The 15135-nt window shown below is 61.6% G+C and carries 16 protein-coding genes; 7 read left to right on the forward strand and 9 right to left on the reverse strand.

Features of this window, described 5'->3' with window-relative positions; translation table 11 throughout:
• Positions 1-504 precede the first annotated feature (504 nt).
• Positions 505-1704: a tyrosine--tRNA ligase gene (gene tyrS, locus CXK94_RS00010; RefSeq protein ID WP_102893320.1), complete on the reverse strand. Its 1200-nt coding sequence runs from the start codon at positions 1702-1704 to the stop codon at positions 505-507.
• Positions 1705-1874: 170 nt separating this feature from the next.
• Here tyrS and CXK94_RS00015 point away from each other — a divergent pair, with 170 nt between their 5' ends.
• Positions 1875-3287, forward strand: a complete 1413-nt coding sequence (locus CXK94_RS00015) for a peptidoglycan DD-metalloendopeptidase family protein (protein WP_102892810.1) — start codon at positions 1875-1877, stop codon at positions 3285-3287.
• A 2-nt stretch (positions 3288-3289) separates the two neighbouring features.
• Positions 3290-4381 (forward strand): anhydro-N-acetylmuramic acid kinase, encoded by a 1092-nt coding sequence (locus CXK94_RS00020; protein WP_102892811.1) that lies wholly within the window; start codon positions 3290-3292, stop codon positions 4379-4381.
• Positions 4382-4430: 49 nt separating this feature from the next.
• Here CXK94_RS00020 and erpA read toward each other — a convergent pair whose 3' ends face one another.
• Together erpA and argC are read right to left on the reverse strand one after the other, a co-directional pair.
• Entirely contained in the window at positions 4431-4781 is a 351-nt protein-coding gene (erpA, locus tag CXK94_RS00025; RefSeq protein WP_037037781.1) for an iron-sulfur cluster insertion protein ErpA, read from the reverse strand.
• Positions 4782-4924: 143 nt separating this feature from the next.
• Complete coding sequence (gene argC, locus CXK94_RS00030) at positions 4925-5959, reverse strand: N-acetyl-gamma-glutamyl-phosphate reductase (RefSeq protein WP_102892812.1); 1035 nt, start codon at positions 5957-5959, stop codon at positions 4925-4927.
• A 129-nt stretch (positions 5960-6088) separates the two neighbouring features.
• Here argC and hemJ point away from each other — a divergent pair, with 129 nt between their 5' ends.
• Complete coding sequence (gene hemJ, locus CXK94_RS00035) at positions 6089-6517, forward strand: protoporphyrinogen oxidase HemJ (protein WP_037037784.1); 429 nt, start codon at positions 6089-6091, stop codon at positions 6515-6517.
• A gap of 139 nt (positions 6518-6656) precedes the next feature.
• A complete protein-coding gene (locus CXK94_RS00040; RefSeq protein ID WP_102892813.1) occupies positions 6657-7613 on the forward strand; it encodes a DUF805 domain-containing protein in 957 nt (318 codons plus the stop codon).
• Between the two features lie 18 nt (positions 7614-7631).
• On the opposite strand, the gene CXK94_RS00045 is transcribed toward CXK94_RS00040, so the two are convergent.
• The gene (locus tag CXK94_RS00045; RefSeq protein WP_102892814.1) at positions 7632-9110 is read right to left on the reverse strand and encodes an AAA family ATPase; all 1479 of its coding nucleotides are present in this window, start codon (positions 9108-9110) and stop codon (positions 7632-7634) included.
• Between the two features lie 71 nt (positions 9111-9181).
• Here CXK94_RS00045 and CXK94_RS00050 point away from each other — a divergent pair, with 71 nt between their 5' ends.
• Both CXK94_RS00050 and coq7 read left to right on the forward strand, forming a co-directional pair.
• Positions 9182-9523, forward strand: a complete 342-nt coding sequence (locus CXK94_RS00050) for a histidine triad nucleotide-binding protein (protein WP_037037787.1) — start codon at positions 9182-9184, stop codon at positions 9521-9523.
• A gap of 51 nt (positions 9524-9574) precedes the next feature.
• Positions 9575-10222, forward strand: coding sequence for a 2-polyprenyl-3-methyl-6-methoxy-1,4-benzoquinone monooxygenase (gene coq7, locus CXK94_RS00055; RefSeq protein WP_037037789.1), 648 nt, complete (start codon positions 9575-9577; stop codon positions 10220-10222).
• A gap of 57 nt (positions 10223-10279) precedes the next feature.
• Here the strand turns inward: coq7 and speD are convergent, their stop codons facing one another.
• Positions 10280-11080 (reverse strand): adenosylmethionine decarboxylase, encoded by an 801-nt coding sequence (speD, locus tag CXK94_RS00060; RefSeq protein ID WP_037037890.1) that lies wholly within the window; start codon positions 11078-11080, stop codon positions 10280-10282.
• 245 nt (positions 11081-11325) lie between these two features.
• Positions 11326-11748, reverse strand: a complete 423-nt coding sequence (locus tag CXK94_RS00065; protein ID WP_037037791.1) for an OsmC family protein — start codon at positions 11746-11748, stop codon at positions 11326-11328.
• 222 nt (positions 11749-11970) lie between these two features.
• Between CXK94_RS00065 and crp the strand changes: the two genes are divergently transcribed.
• Positions 11971-12615, forward strand: coding sequence for a cAMP-activated global transcriptional regulator CRP (crp, locus tag CXK94_RS00070; protein ID WP_037037793.1), 645 nt, complete (start codon positions 11971-11973; stop codon positions 12613-12615).
• Positions 12616-12661: 46 nt separating this feature from the next.
• Here the strand turns inward: crp and trpC are convergent, their stop codons facing one another.
• The 3 genes from trpC to CXK94_RS00085 are packed head-to-tail and all read right to left on the reverse strand — an operon-like array spanning position 12662 to position 15134.
• Positions 12662-13498 (reverse strand): indole-3-glycerol phosphate synthase TrpC, encoded by an 837-nt coding sequence (gene trpC / locus CXK94_RS00075; RefSeq protein WP_102892815.1) that lies wholly within the window; start codon positions 13496-13498, stop codon positions 12662-12664.
• The gene (gene trpD / locus CXK94_RS00080; protein WP_102892816.1) at positions 13495-14541 is read right to left on the reverse strand and encodes an anthranilate phosphoribosyltransferase; all 1047 of its coding nucleotides are present in this window, start codon (positions 14539-14541) and stop codon (positions 13495-13497) included. Before trpD ends, trpC begins: the two co-directional genes overlap by 4 nt.
• Positions 14541-15134, reverse strand: coding sequence for an aminodeoxychorismate/anthranilate synthase component II (locus CXK94_RS00085; protein WP_102892817.1), 594 nt, complete (start codon positions 15132-15134; stop codon positions 14541-14543). The genes trpD and CXK94_RS00085 overlap by 1 nt, the downstream gene beginning before the upstream one ends.
• Between the last annotated feature and the right edge of the window lies 1 nt (position 15135).

Here is a 15135-nt window from a genome sequence, read left to right on the forward strand (position 1 = left end):
GAAAGAGTAACTCTCGAATTCACGAGTGTTGCTTTGTGATGCTGATAATCTTGCGACTACCAGTCTTACACTCACAAGCACCCACACGAATTGCTTGATTCAGTTGTTAAAGAGCGTTTCGATCAAGCCTTTCGTCTCAACCGAGGCCGCGCATTCTACAGCAGCCTTTCTCGCTGTCAAGCTGTTTTTCGAAAATTTCTTTTCTACTCAACCGCTTGCGCCTTCGATCAACCTGCATCTCTCGTCAGCGGGAGGCGAATCATACAGCGTTCAAAACCACTGTCAACCACCTCTTTCAACCGCTTTCGATCGAACCGACCGAAGCACCGACAGGACTCGACCATCGCCTCTGCCAGCCCGGCGCATTCTACTCGAATTCGCCGCCAGCGCAACCTCTTTATTTCGCTAACCTTTTGATTTACAAGAGGTTTTGCTTGAGGACTGCGCCGGAAGTGGTGCGCATTATAGGGACCTGATTTCCCCCGTCAACCGTTTATTTCGGGTTTATTCCAACTTCAGGGAAATACGCGCGAATGCCTTCTTGCCCGCCTGACAGACATGACTCACCCCGCAGCGGAATACAAAGCCGCGATCAACGACCTGACCATCCACCCGCACACTCCCAGCCCCCAGCAGGTCGCGTGCCATGGCGGCATTTTTAACGAGCCCCGCCTTATTAAGGACTGATGCGATTGGCATGTCCTGATCGGACACCAGTTCGACTTCCGGCAAATCTTCCGGCAGCTCGCCATCCTTCATTCGATTACCAGCCGAGCGATGCGCAGCTGCCGCCGCCTCCTCGCCATGGAAGCGCGCAACGATTTCTTCAGCCAGCTTGATCTTGATATCACGCGGATTCGCACCATGTGCGACGTCAACACGAAATGCATTGATCTCCTCGACGGAGCGGAAGCTGAGCAGCTCGAAGTAGCGCCACATCAGCGCATCGGGTATCGACACCAGCTTGCTATACATGACACCAGGCGCCTCCTGGATGCCGACGTAGTTGCCAAGGGACTTGGACATCTTCTTGACACCATCAAGGCCTTCAAGAAGCGGCATCGTAATCACGCACTGAGATTCCTGCCCGTACGCTCGCTGCAGCTCACGCCCCATCAGCAGGTTGAACTTCTGGTCGGTGCCACCGAGCTCGATATCGGCCTTGAGCGCCACCGAGTCATATCCTTGGACCAGCGGATAAAGGAACTCGTGAATGGCGATCGGCTGGTTACTGGAGTAGCGCTTGCTGAAGTCATCGCGCTCGAGCATGCGCGCAACGGTGTATTGCGAGGCGAGCCGGATGAAGTCGGCCGGCGTGAGCTTGTCCATCCAGGTCGAATTGAACGCCACCTCGGTCTTTGCCGGATCGAGAATCTTGAACACCTGGGCCTTGTAGGTCTCGGCATTCTCGAGTACCTGGTCACGCGTCAGGGGAGGCCTGGTAGCACTTTTGCCACTTGGATCACCAATCATCCCCGTGAAATCCCCTATAAGGAAGATCACCTGATGCCCCAGATCCTGAAGCTGGCGCATCTTGTTGATGAGCACGGTATGGCCCAAATGAAGGTCGGGAGCGGTAGGATCGAACCCAGCCTTGACACGCAAAGGCTGGCCCCGCTTCAGCTTGGCGATCAATTCGGACTCGACGAGCACTTCATCAGCGCCCCGCTTGATCACCGACAACTGCTCTTCAACCGACTTCATGGCAAGTCCCATACCGAAAATATTAAGGGCGACAACATTACAAGATCGCCGGCCATTTACAAACCACATGCCTGCAACCGGCCGGCAGATGAGCCATTTCGAGGGTTGCCTCCGCTAGGGTTTGCTTATATTTTAGACAGTTATTTCCGTGCCAAAATGCCAGAAGCCTAATGATGCACTCCAAATCAAAAGCTCCGAACTACCCCAAAAGCCATCTTCTGGCTGCCAGTGGTGTAGCCGCGCTGCTGAGCCTGGCTCTCCTCGTATTTCCCTCACGCGAAGTCGAAGCTAAGAAGACCTTTATCGACCTGAAGCTCGAGTCGGCATCGGAACAGATCTTCAGCGCACCCGATAGCAATTCGAGCGCCTCCGAGGATTCCCCTTTCGCACGCACCGGCGCGACCGAGACCAACGCCGAGACCAACGATCAACGCACTCCGGAAGAAGCCATTGCCGCGGCGAAGGAAGCCGAGGTCGATGCTCTATCGAAGACCGTCGTGGTAGCCAATGGAGATACGCTATCGACGGTATTTGCAAAGGTGGGCCTCCCGTCGTCGGAAGTCCATGCAGTGCTGGCAAGCAGCAAGGATGCCAAGCAATTCTCTCACCTGAAGATCGGCCAGACCCTGGAGTTCCAGCTTACCGACCAAGGAGAACTGGCCAGCCTGCGCAGCAAACTCAACAGCCTGGAAAGCCTGCAGCTCGAGAAGACCACCGACGGCTACGCCTTCAAGAAGGAACAGATCAAGCCGGAGACCACCCCTGTCTATGCTCATGGCGAAATCGACAGCAGCCTGTTCCTCGCCGCGAAGCGCGCCGGCCTCAGCCATAACCTGACGATGGACCTGGCCAACGTCTTCGGTTACGACATCGACTTCGCGCTGGACATTCGCAAAGGCGACAGCTTCGAAGTCATTTATGAAGAGAAGACCGTCGAAGGCCGGCGCGTCGGAACCGGCAACATTCTCGCAGCGCGATTCACCAATCGCGGCAAGACGTATTCCGCCGTGCGCTATACCAACAAGGATGGCGCCACCAGCTATTACAATGCCGACGGTACCAGCATGCGCAAGGCGTTCATCCGGACGCCGGTAGACTTCGCCAGGATCAGCTCACGCTTTTCCAACGGACGCAAGCATCCGATCCTGAACAAGATCCGCGCGCACAAAGGCGTCGACTATGCAGCCCCCCGCGGAACGCCGATCAAGAGTGCTGGCGATGGCAAGGTCCTGCTCGCGGGCCGCAAGGGCGGCTACGGCAATACCGTGATCATCCAGCATGGTCAGCGCTACCGCACCCTCTATGCACACATGCAGGGTTTTGCGAAAGGTGTACGCAATGGCTCTGCAGTAAAGCAGGGCCAGATCATCGGTTATATCGGCACTACCGGGCTATCCACCGGGCCACACCTGCACTACGAATTCCAGGTCGACGGCGTACATGTCGACCCCCTGGGACTCAAGCTACCGATGGCCGACCCGATTGCCAAGAACGAGAAGCAGCGCTTTCTTCAGCTGAGCCAGCCCTTGATGGCGCGCATGGATGAAGAAAAAGCCACCATGCTTGCGCTCAGCCAGCAGTAAACATGGCGCTCTATCTGGGAGTGATGTCGGGTACCAGTCTGGATGGCCTGGACATCGCGCTCATCGAGCAAGGCCCCTGCACCCGATTGCTGGCGACACTGTTCCAGCCGATGCCTGCCCAGCTTCGTCACGAGCTGCTGGCGCTGTGCTCCCCGGGAAACGATGAACTCGCTCGTGCAGCCATCACCGAGCAGCGCTGGGCCGAACTGGCCGCCGACAGTATTCAGCGGCTGCTCAGTGAACAGCAGCTATCACCTCAAGCGGTGCGGGCCATTGGCAGTCACGGACAGACCGTGCGGCACGAGCCACACCGGGGATTCACCATCCAGATCGGCAATCCGGCGCTATTGGCAGAACTGACCGGCATTACCGTCATCAGCGATTTTCGCCGCCGCGATGTAGCCGCCGGAGGCCAAGGCGCGCCATTGGTGCCCGCCTTTCACGAATCCGCATTTGGCTGCCATCAACAGATTCGTGCGGTCCTTAATATTGGCGGATTCAGCAACCTCAGCCTTCTATCGCCCAGTACGCCCTCGCGTGGCTTTGACTGCGGCCCCGGTAACGTGCTCATGGACGCCTGGATCCAGCGCGAAAAGAATCTCCCGTTTGACCGGAACGGAGAATGGGCGGCAAGCGGCATGATCGACCAGGACTTACTCGCGGCGCTGCTCGGCGAAGACTTCTTCGCCACACGCGGACCAAAGAGCACGGGGCGCGAGCTATTCAACCTGCCATGGCTCGACGCTCATCTGGCCCGTCACAGCGGGTTGCGCCCGGAGGATGTGCAAGCGACATTGCTGGAGTTGACGGCCAAAACCATCAGCAACGCACTCCTCGAAGCTCAACCGCAGACCCAGGCACTGCTGGTGTGTGGTGGCGGCGCGCATAACAGCGCACTGATGCGACGCCTGCAGGCCTTGCTCCCGTCCTGCGAAGTCAGCAGCACCGACCGCCACGGCGTTCCTCCGGATTGGGTGGAGGCAATGGCTTTCGCCTGGCTCGCCCATTGTTGCCTCGAAGGCATTCCAGCCAATCGCCCTGCCGTAACCGGCGCTCGCGGCAGCCGAATCCTCGGGGCCATCTACCCTGCCTGACCTCCAAAAAAACGCCGTGCAAGGCACGGCGCATGCGAATTGACGGGCGTTAGATGGAAAACGACTGTCCGCAACCGCAGGTCGTTGTCGCATTCGGATTTTTGATGACGAAACGAGAACCCTCCAGGCCCTCCTGGTAATCAACCTCGGCACCTGCCAGGTACTGGTAGCTCATGGGATCGACGACCAGGCTCACCCCCTCTCGCTCGATGACCGTATCGTCGTCCGCCACATCCTCATCGAAGGTGAAGCCGTACTGGAACCCCGAGCAACCGCCACCCGTGACGAAGACGCGCAGCTTCAAACGCGGGTTGCCTTCCTCATCGACCAGATTCTTCACCTTGCTCGCAGCCCCCTGACTGAACTGGATGGCGGTGGGCGTGAAGGATTCGACACTCATTGGGTTCTCCTGGCGTGAAACGCCCTACTGCTTTGACGATGCATTATCGGCTTTCCTGACAAAACTGGTCAACTATTCACCATGAGGGCTCGACCACTTCAGCAAAGCAGTGGTCGTCCCGGCCTGCAAACACAAGCGCCCCCTCAGGGCAGCAGCGCCACGTTGCCAAGCCCCAGCCGCTCGTCCAGCCCCAGCAGGATATTCATATTCTGGATGGCCTGGCCGGACGCGCCTTTCACCAGATTGTCGATCACCGAGAGTACGACGACCAGTTCCCCGCCTTGAGGGCGGTGCACCGCAATACGGCAGACGTTGGCCCCCCGCACGCTGCGCGTCTCCGGATGGCTTCCAGCGGGCATCACGTCGACGAAAGGCTCGTTGGCATAGCGCTGCTCGTACAAGCGCTGCAAATCGACGGAAGTATCGGCAACCGTGGCGTACAGGGTGGCATGGATACCACGGATCATCGGCGTCAGGTGCGGGACGAAGGTCAGCCCCACCTCACTCTTGGCGGCACGCCGCAGTCCCTGGCCGATTTCCGGCAGGTGCCGATGCCCCTTCACCGCATAAGCCATCATGCTTTCGCCGGCCTCGGTGAACAGCGAGCCAAGCTTGGCCGCCCGCCCGGCGCCGCTGACACCCGATTTGCAGTCGGCGATCAGCCGCGAAGCATCGGCCAGACCGCTTTCCAGCAACGGCAGGAACCCCAGCTGGGTCGCCGTGGGGTAGCAACCGGGAACGGCGATCAGCCGAGCCTTGCGGATTTGTTCGCGATTGACTTCAGGCAACCCGTAGACCGCCTCCGGAAGCAGTTCGGGAGCACCGTGCGCCTGCCCATACCACTTCGCCCACTCCTCGGCATCCTGCAGGCGAAAATCGGCAGACAGGTCGATCACCCGCGTGCCGGCAGCCAGCAGTTCGCCGGCCAGCGCATGGGCGACGCCATGCGGGGTGGCGAAGAAGACCACGTCGCAGCCGCCCAGCGTGGCCACGTCAGGCACGCTGAAGGCGAGATCGTCATAGTGACCGCGCAGGTTCGGGTACATGTCGGTGACCTTCACCCCGTTCTCGGAACGCGAGGTGATCACCGCCACTTCGGCCTGGGGATGCTGGGCCAGCAGACGCAGCAATTCGACCCCGGTGTAGCCCGTGCCGCCGACGATACCGACCTTGACCATGACCTGCCCTCAACTGAACCCGTAAAGACGCCGATGATAAAGCCGCTTTGATCGTGGGCCAACCGCCAGGATGACCTGCGCCTCGACTGCCACTACTATCGACGCATTTGCCGACCAAGGATTCAATCGATGCTCTACCTCTGGCTCAAAGCGCTGCACATCATTGCCGTCGTCTGCTGGTTCGCCGGCCTGTTCTATCTGCCACGCCTGTTCGTCTATCACGCGATGAGCGAGGACCAGCCCAGCCGGGAGCGCTTCAAGATCATGGAACGCAAGCTTTATCGCGGCATCATGCTGCCGTCGATGATCGCCACGCTGGTGTTCGGCATCTGGATGATCCTGGTCAACCCTGGCCTGTTCAGCACCGGCGGCTGGCTGCATGCCAAGCTGGCCCTCGTCCTCCTGCTGATCGGCTATCACCACATGTGCGGTGCCCAGCTCAAACGCTTCGCCCGCGACGACAATACCCGCAGTCATGTGTTCTACCGCTGGTTCAACGAGATTCCGGTTCTTTTCCTGCTGGCGATCGTGATCCTCGTGGTGGTCAAACCGTTCTGAGAATCGGATCAACGCCGTTTTTTCCCGCGGGTCGACAAGGAAATCGTTACCCGCTTCGAAGGCCCGGCTGGCACTTCTTGTTTCGACCGGCCAGGCCCTCTACTCTTTGCCTTCCGACTCCTTGTGACATGGATGCCGTATGCAAGAAGCTCACTACAAGATCGTCTTCGATGGCGAACTGCTCCCCGGGATGCCGCTGGAAACCGTGAAGGCCAATCTGGCGAACCTGTTCAAGACCGACGCCGGCAAGATCGAGCGCTTATTCGGCGGCCAGGCGGCGGTCCTCAAGAGCAAACTCAACAGCGCTGAAGCCGACCGCTACCTCGGCGCTCTGCAGCGCGCCGGCGCCAAGGCATACAAGGAAGCCGAACACCCCGGCGTACCACTCAGCCTGGTGCAAACCGAAGAAGAGCAGGCTGCACAGCCGGCCGTATCGGCCATGGCACGCATGACATGCCCCAAGTGCGGCCATCTCCAGGACAAGTCCAGCGAGTGCCAGGCCTGCGGCATCATCATCGAGAAATACCTGGCGCGCCAGGCGCTGTCGGCCAACGCCCCGGCGACAAGCAAAGCCTCCAGCACACCGGCCTCACCCTATGCACCGCCGTCGGCATCTATCGGCGAAGCGCTACCCACCTATGGCGAACTCCGGCCTCTTTCCGTCACCGGTCGTATCGGCCGGCTGCGCTATCTGGCCTGGTCATTGGTAGTCATGGCCGCGGCGATGGGCCTGTTCGGCATTGCCGCGATCGTCATGGCGATATCCAGCACTGCCGGCCTGATCTGCATGGGCCTGATCGGCGTCGGCCTGCTGGTGGTCAGCGTGCAGATCGGCGTGCAGCGCCTGCATGACTTCGGCTGGTCCGGCTGGCTGATCCTGCTGAATCTGGTACCGGTCGTAGGCAGCCTCTTTCCGCTCGTCATGCTGCTGATGCCCGGCAATCGGCAAGTCAATCGCTACGGCTCACCGCCGCCACCCAACAGCCGATCGGTGAAGATCCTCGCAGCCCTCTGGCTGGTCGCGGTCCTCGGCGGCCTGGTAGCGGCATTGACCGTACCGGAACTGGTTCACCTACGCCAAGGCGCAGGCTTCTAGCCGTCCGGCCGGGCTACCCTAACCGGCCGGCACCGTGCGCCCATGGGCCCACTGCCGGAGCGCGGCCAGGCCCTCAGCCATCACCACGGAGAGCGGCGAGGTCGCCCGAATGCTCTCGAGCAGCATCGCCTGGTCGACCTGCCGCTGCCGGGCCTGCCCGGCGTAGACGGCACTCACCACCACCTGCTCGATCTCGGCGCCGGAGAAGCCTTCGCTGGCCTCGGCCAGCACCGCCAGCCCGAAATCCTCGGCCCGCAATTCTCGGCGCGCGAGATGGATGCGGAAGATTTCCGCCCGGGTTTCCAGGTCCGGCAGGTCGACGAAGAACAGCTCATCGAAACGCCCCTTGCGCAGCAGCTCTGGCGGCAGACGCTCGATCGCATTGGCGGTGGCGACCAGGAACACCGGCGCGGCACGTTCGGCCATCCAGGTCAGCAGCGTGCCCAGGACTCGCTGACTGACCCCGCCATCCATGTCGCCGGTCGCCAGGCCCTTTTCGATCTCGTCCATCCACAGCACGCACGGCGCCATCTGCTCGGCCAGTTTCAGCGCATCGCGCAGATTGCGCTCGGTCTCGCCGAAGTACTTGTTGTACAGGCAGGCGAAATCCAGCCGTAGCAGCGGCAGCCCCCACAGGCCCGCCACAGCCTTGGCCGCCAGGCTCTTGCCCCCACCCTGCACCCCGACCAGCATCACCCCCCGCGGCAGATCATCACCCTGCCCGCTCAGAAAGGCACCCTGGCGCTCGGCCAGCCAGCGCTTGAATTGCGCCAGCCCACCCACCTCGGCGAAGCGTGCCGTTTCGTACTCGAAACCAAGCACGCCATCGAGATCCAGCAACTGGAACTTGCTGCGGTTGAGCTCGGGAAGGTCTTCCTGGGTAATGGCTCCATCGTCGCAGATCACGTTACGCGCCAAGGCGCGTGCCTCGGCATGACTCAGCCCGCGAAGATTCTTCACCACCTGCTGCAGGGTTCGATTGTCGGTACGCACCCGCGCGCCGCGATTGCGCTCGCTCCAGCGGGTCGCCTCGTCACGGACGATGGCGAGCAGTTCCTCCTCGGCTGGCAACGACAGGCTGAATCGCGCCGCATGCCGCTGCACTTCCGCAGGCAGCTTGAGCGCATGGGAGACCAGCACCACGGTCGGCGCCGACGGCGCTCCGCTCATGGCGATCTCCTTGAGCAGCCGGACCAACCGCGGTTCATCGAGAAACGGGTGCAAATCGCAGAAGACATAGAGATTAGCCCCCGGGTCGTGCTTGACCAGCTTGAGCGCGATTTCCGGGGTGCAGCTTTGCTCGCCGCCCTGCAGTTCGCCGCCGAAGGCCAGATGGCGCAGCCCCTCGGTCACGGACCATACGTAGAAGCCGAGCCCCTGCCTGACCGCAAGCCCGGTCAGCGTCTCCAGCACTCGCTGCTCGTCCCACGACTCGACCAGCACCAGCCTCACCCGGGACTCCAGGACCAGGCCCAGATCATGTATATCGTTCTTCACGCCACCTCCCTGTACAGGCTCACCCTGACGCCCTGTTACACTGTCTGACCGATCTCTCCCGGAGAACTGCCATGGACTGTCTGTTTTGCAAGATCGTGGCCGGGGACATTCCCGCGCGCAAGCTTTACGAAGACGACCAGATTATCGCCTTCCACGATATCGCCGCTCAGGCCCCCGTACACTTTCTGGTGATTCCGAAGAAGCACATCGCCACGCTGCACGACCTGAGCGAGGACGACGACAAGATACTGGCCGGGCACCTTCTTTTCACTGCCCAGCGCCTGGCCGAAGAGCAAGGCTGCCAGGACGGCTTCCGGGTGGTGATGAACTGCAACGACCTCGGCGGCCAGACGGTCTACCACATTCACATGCACGTACTCGGTCAACGCCAGATGCATTGGCCGCCAGGCTGATGGCGAGCCCGTTGACGCGACTCGCCAGCTCCCGACCTGCCCGGAGGACATATGCCCAGCCAACGCCATTACTCCCCAGCCGACCGCCTGCTGATGCAGGCCGATGCCGCGCTACGAACCCTGCTTCCGTTCAGCGGGCAGCCGGCCCGGCCGTCACCCGCCGTCCTGAAAAACGAGGCCGAGCTCAACGACAGCGAAACCCGCCATGTCGCCGGCCTGATGCGCATCAACCATACCGGCGAGGTCTGTGCCCAGGCGCTGTACCAGGGCCAGGCCCTCACCGCCCGGCTGCCGCAGGTGCGCCAGGCCATGGAGCAGGCCGCCGACGAGGAGGTCGATCACCTGGCCTGGTGCGAGCAGCGGATCCGCCAACTGGGTAGCCACACCAGCGTGCTCAACCCCCTGTTCTACGGGCTATCGTTCGGCATAGGTGCTTCCGCAGGCCTGATCAGCGACCGCATCAGCCTGGGCTTCGTCGCCGCGACCGAAGATCAGGTCTGCAAGCATCTGGACGACCATCTGGGCCAGCTGCCGGCGAACGACGAGAAATCCCGTGCGATCCTGCAGCAAATGCGCGAGGACGAAGCACAGCATGCCACCAGCGCACTGGAGGCTGGCGGCCTGCGCTTCCCGGCGCCGGTCAAGTTCGGCATGAGCCTGGTTTCCAAGGTGATGACCAAGGCCACCTACCGGATCTGAGGCGAGCAGCACCCAAGGAAAAAGGGCGCCGAAGTGCCCTTTTTCCTTTACGGCGCGTTACGCCTGCCCGGGCATGTTGCGGGCGTAGAAGATTTCCAGCATCTCGTGGCGCAGGCGGTCTTCGACCTGCTTGCGCTGCTCCGCTGAAAGATTGCGGGTCGCGTCGCCGAACAGGTAGTTCTCCAGCGCGAAGTGCTTGAGCAGCATCTTGGTGTGGAACAGATTCTCCTGATACACATTCACGTCGGTCATCTGATAAGCCGAACGGGTGTCTTCGGAAAGGTAGTTCTGGATCGAGTTGATCGCATGATCGATGAAGTGCTTCTTGCCCTCGACATCGCGCGTGAAGCCACGCACGCGGTAATCCACGGTGACGATATCCGAATCGAACTGATGGATCAGATAGTTGAGTGCCTTCAACGGTGAAATCACGCCGCAGGTCGACACATCGATGTCCACGCGAAAGGTGGCGATACCCTCCACCGGGTGGATTTCCGGATAGGTATGGACCGTGATATGGCTCTTGTCGAGGTGCGCCAGGATGGTCTCCGGCAGCGGCCCCGGAGATTCCTCGATCTGGCTGTCGGTCGGCGTCACCGGCTGCTCGGAGATCAGGATCGTCACGCTGGCGCCTTGCGGCTCGTAATCCTGGCGGGCAATGTTCAGAATGTTGGCACCAATGATGTCGACAACATCGGTCAGAATCTGGGTAAGCCGCTCGGCGTCGTACTCTTCATCGATGTACTGCACGTAGGCCTGTTGATCTTCAGGCGTCTCGGCATAGCAGATGTCATAAATGTTGAAGCTCAAGGTCTTGGTCAGGTTGTTGAACCCGTGGAGCTTGAGTTTGCTTTTCACCATTGGGAAGCACTCCCTTGTTGCGGCACTACCGCGTGATGAGCATGCCCGTCAGATGCCGAGGCACCTGCGTAGGACGGAAAACACCTCTTCGCACCGGCGATTTATGGTTTTTGCGGATTGAATGAAACGACCCGAGCAAATCGGGGCGCGCATTATGCAGAACGTGTGGCGTCGATACCCGCGTTCGCCACCTCTTATGGACGTAAACGCGGACACACGAAGCAGAAGAGCGGGAACGCGAGTCAGCCGAGCTCGACGATCTCGTACGCATGCGTGATTTCGACCCCGGCCCGGCCCAGCATGATCGAAGCCGAGCAGTACTTCTCCGCCGACAGTTCTACCGCACGCTTGACCTGGGCCTCCTTCAGGCCGCGGCCTTTTACCACGAAGCGCAGGTGAATCCGGGTGAACACCTTGGGATCTTCGCTGGCGCGCTCCGCCTCGACGAAAGCCTCACAGCTTTCCACCGCCTGGCGGGACTTCTTCAGGATGCTCACCACATCGAAATTGCTGCAGCCGCCGAGCCCCAGGAGCAGCATCTCCATCGGCCGCACGCCGAGGTTGCGCCCACCATTTTCAGGTGGCCCATCCATCACCACCGCATGACCGCTGCCCGACTCGCCGACGAACATGGCGCCGTCGACCCATTGAATGCGCGCTTTCATCGCCAACTCCATAAAAAACGGGGCCGATAGCTTAACATGCGCGCCTGGATAGCCGACGACAGCACACGCGACTAAAGGTGCCCTTGACCATCTCGTTTCCATTGTCGCAACGTGTTGCCGGTCTACCTACGTCTGTTAAGCTGACGCCAGCTAAATGACAGCGACATAAGCGACATATAAGAAGAATCAGCCTTAATTGAGTACTTATCCGGGACCCACAGCATGGTAGCTATCACACTTACGCCCAAGATAAAGAACATCGACAAGTTGCTCGCGCATTGCCATAGGCGCCGCTACACCGCCAAAAGCACGATCATCTATGCCGGCGACCGTTGCGAGTCCTTGTTCTTCATCGTCAAAGGCTCGGTCACCATTCTCATCGAGGACGATGACGGGCGCGAAATGATCATCGCCTACCTCAACGCGGGCGACTTCTTCGGGGAGATGGGACTTTTCGAAAAGGAAGGCGCCGAAAAGGAACGCAGCGCCTGGGTGCGCGCCAAGACCGAATGCGAAGTCGCGGAGCTGAGCTACGCGAAGTTCCGCGAACTGACCCAACAGGACCCTGACATCCTCTATGCCCTCGGCAGCCAAATGGCCGAGCGCCTGCGCAACACCACGCGCAAGGTCGGCGACCTGGCCTTCCTCGATGTCACCGGCCGCGTCGCCCGCACGTTGCTGGACCTGTGCAAGCAGCCGGATGCCATGACCCATCCCGATGGCATGCAGATCAAGATCACCCGCCAGGAGATCGGCCGCATCGTCGGCTGCTCCCGCGAGATGGTCGGCCGCGTGCTCAAGAGCCTGGAGTCCCAGGGCCTGGTCTACGTCAAGGGCAAGACCATGGTGGTGTTCGGCACACGCTGAACGCCCCGACTACCGCTGCCTGCAGGCGCAGGCAGCGGCGGCCCCGTCACTCCGGATCGGCCACCACGGTGCGGCTGCGCGCGCGCTCGGGGAAGAACAGCCGCTGTAACTCCACCCCTGGCTGCTCGGCACGCATGAAGGCTTCACCGACCAGGAATGCGTAGACCTGGTTGATCTCCATCAGCTCGACATCGGCACGATTGAGGATGCCGCTCTCGGTTATCACCAGGCGGTCCTGCGGAATTCGCGGCAGCAGGTCCAGGGTGGTTTCCAGGCTGACCTCGAAGGTATGCAGGTTGCGATTGTTGATGCCCACCAGCGGCGTTTCCAGGCGCAGCGCCCGCTCCAGCTCGTCACCGTCATGAACCTCGACCAGCACGTCCAGCCCTTGTTCCTTGGCCACCGCGGCCAGCTCGTGCATGCGCGCATCGTCCAGCGCGGCGACGATCAGCAGGATGCAGTCGGCGCCCAGCGCCCGCGCCTCGACCACCTGGTAGGGATCGACCATGAAATCCTTGCGGATCACCGGCAACGAGCAGGCCGCACGGGCCTGCTGCAGGTAGGCGTCAGCGCCCTGGAAGAAATCGATATCGGTCAGCACCGACAGACAGGCGGCACCGCCGCCCTCGTAGCTGGCAGCGATCTCGGCCGGATGGAAGGGATCGCGGATCACGCCCTTGCTCGGCGAAGCCTTCTTCACCTCGGCGATCACTGCCGCTTCCTTGTTGCGCACACGCTGCTCGAGCGCCCTGGCGAAGCCGCGCAGCGGGTCGGCGACGGCCGCACGCTGCTCCAGTTCCGCCAGCCGGACGCGGCTGCGCCGCTCGGCAACCTCCTCGAACTTGCGTGCGATGATCTTCTCCAGCACGGTCGGCACGCTCATTGCTGATTCTCCTGGCGGAACACGGCGGTGAAGGAAACCAGTTCTTCCAGCTTGTCCCGGGCGAGGCCGGTGCACAGGGCATCATGCGCCATTTCGATTCCCTGCTTCAGGCTCGCCGCCACGTCGGCGGCATACAACGCGGCGCCGGCGTTGAGTACGATCATTTCGGCGGCCTTCTGGCCATTCTCGGTCTGCCGGCGACCCAGCGCATCGCGGATCAGTGTCAGCGAACCCTGGGCATCGTCCACGTTGAGCCCGATCAGGCTCTGGCTCTTGATGCCGAAGTCCTCCGGCTGGATGCTGTATTCGCGGATTTCGCCGTCCTTCAGCTCGGCCACGAACGTCGGTGCGGCCAGGCTGATCTCGTCCAGCCCGTCCTGCGCGTGCACCACCAGCACATGCTTGCTGCCCAGCCGCGCCAGCACCTCGGCCATCGGCCGGCACAGCGCCTTGCTGAACACGCCGAGCACCTGGTGCCTGACCCCGGCCGGATTGGCCATCGGCCCGAGGATATTGAACAGGGTACGCAGGCCCAGCTCGCGCCGTGGCCCGGCGGCGAACTTCATTGCGCCATGATGAGCCGGCGCGAACATGAAGCCGACCCCGACGGTATCGACGCTGCGCGCCACCTGCGGCGGCGTCAGCGCCAGATAGACTCCGGCCGCCTCGAGCAGGTCGGCGCTACCGCTCTTGCCGGAAACCGCCCGGTTGCCGTGCTTGGCCACCTTGCCGCCGGCCGCCGCCACCACGAACGACGCGGCGGTGGAGACGTTGAAGATGTTCATCCCGTCGCCGCCGGTCCCGCAGGTGTCAACCAGCTTGTCGGTGTCGAACGGCACCGGCTCGGCCAGCTCGCGCATCACCTGCACGGCACCGACAATCTCGTCGATAGTCTCGCTCTTCATACGCATGCCCATGAGGAAGGCGCCGACCTGGGCGTCGGTGCACTGCCCGGTCATGATCTGGCGCATGACCGCCTGCATCTCTTCGGTCGTCAGGTCCAGCTGGGCGACGATGCGGTTGAGGGCCTCCTTGATATCCATCAGCGCACACCTCCGGTCTGCTTCAGAAAATTGGCGAACAGCTCGTGGCCCTGCTCGGTGAGGATCGATTCGGGGTGGAACTGCACGCCCTCGACATTCAGCGTCTTGTGCCGCAGGCCCATGATCTCGTCGACCGAGCCATCTTCCAGACGGGTCCAGGCGGTAATCTCCAGGCAGTCGGGCAGGGTTTCGTGCTTGACCACCAGCGAGTGGTAGCGGGTGACGGTGAGTGGATTGTTCAGCCCGGCGAACACACCCTGATCGTGGTGGAACACGGGACTGGTCTTGCCGTGCATCACCTGGCGCGCGCGCACCACGTCGCCGCCGAAGGCCTGGCCGATGCTCTGGTGGCCCAGGCAGACCCCAAGGATCGGCAGCTTGCCGGCGAAATGGCGGATCAGCTCCAGCGACACGCCCGCCTCGTTCGGCGTGCAGGGGCCCGGCGACACCACGATACGCTCCGGCTGCAGCGCCTCGATCTCGGCCACGCTGAGCTCGTCGTTACGCACCACCTTGACGTCCGCGCCCAACTCGCCGAGGTACTGCACCACGTTGTAGGTGAAGGAATCGTAGTTATCCAGCATCAGCAGCATG

The sequence above is a fragment of the Stutzerimonas stutzeri genome, assembly GCF_002890915.1.
Classification (GTDB): domain Bacteria; phylum Pseudomonadota; class Gammaproteobacteria; order Pseudomonadales; family Pseudomonadaceae; genus Stutzerimonas; species Stutzerimonas stutzeri_AF.

Bases quoted from the DNA above. Each gene is read 5' to 3' on its own strand.
- tyrS (WP_102893320.1), bottom strand. From the start codon at position 1,704: ATGAAGTCGGTTGAAGAGCAGTTGTCGGTGATCAAGCGGGGCGCTGAT.
- CXK94_RS00015 (WP_102892810.1), top strand. From the start codon at position 1,875: ATGATGCACTCCAAATCAAAAGCTCCGAACTACCCCAAAAGCCATCTT.
- CXK94_RS00020 (WP_102892811.1), top strand. From the start codon at position 3,290: ATGGCGCTCTATCTGGGAGTGATGTCGGGTACCAGTCTGGATGGCCTG.
- erpA (WP_037037781.1), bottom strand. From the start codon at position 4,781: ATGAGTGTCGAATCCTTCACGCCCACCGCCATCCAGTTCAGTCAGGGG.
- argC (WP_102892812.1), bottom strand. From the start codon at position 5,959: ATGGTCAAGGTCGGTATCGTCGGCGGCACGGGCTACACCGGGGTCGAA.
- hemJ (WP_037037784.1), top strand. From the start codon at position 6,089: ATGCTCTACCTCTGGCTCAAAGCGCTGCACATCATTGCCGTCGTCTGC.
- CXK94_RS00040 (WP_102892813.1), top strand. From the start codon at position 6,657: ATGCAAGAAGCTCACTACAAGATCGTCTTCGATGGCGAACTGCTCCCC.
- CXK94_RS00050 (WP_037037787.1), top strand. From the start codon at position 9,182: ATGGACTGTCTGTTTTGCAAGATCGTGGCCGGGGACATTCCCGCGCGC.
- coq7 (WP_037037789.1), top strand. From the start codon at position 9,575: ATGCCCAGCCAACGCCATTACTCCCCAGCCGACCGCCTGCTGATGCAG.
- CXK94_RS00065 (WP_037037791.1), bottom strand. From the start codon at position 11,748: ATGAAAGCGCGCATTCAATGGGTCGACGGCGCCATGTTCGTCGGCGAG.
- crp (WP_037037793.1), top strand. From the start codon at position 11,971: ATGGTAGCTATCACACTTACGCCCAAGATAAAGAACATCGACAAGTTG.
- trpC (WP_102892815.1), bottom strand. From the start codon at position 13,498: ATGAGCGTGCCGACCGTGCTGGAGAAGATCATCGCACGCAAGTTCGAG.
- trpD (WP_102892816.1), bottom strand. From the start codon at position 14,541: ATGGATATCAAGGAGGCCCTCAACCGCATCGTCGCCCAGCTGGACCTG.
- CXK94_RS00085 (WP_102892817.1), bottom strand. From the start codon at position 15,134: ATGCTGCTGATGCTGGATAACTACGATTCCTTCACCTACAACGTGGTG.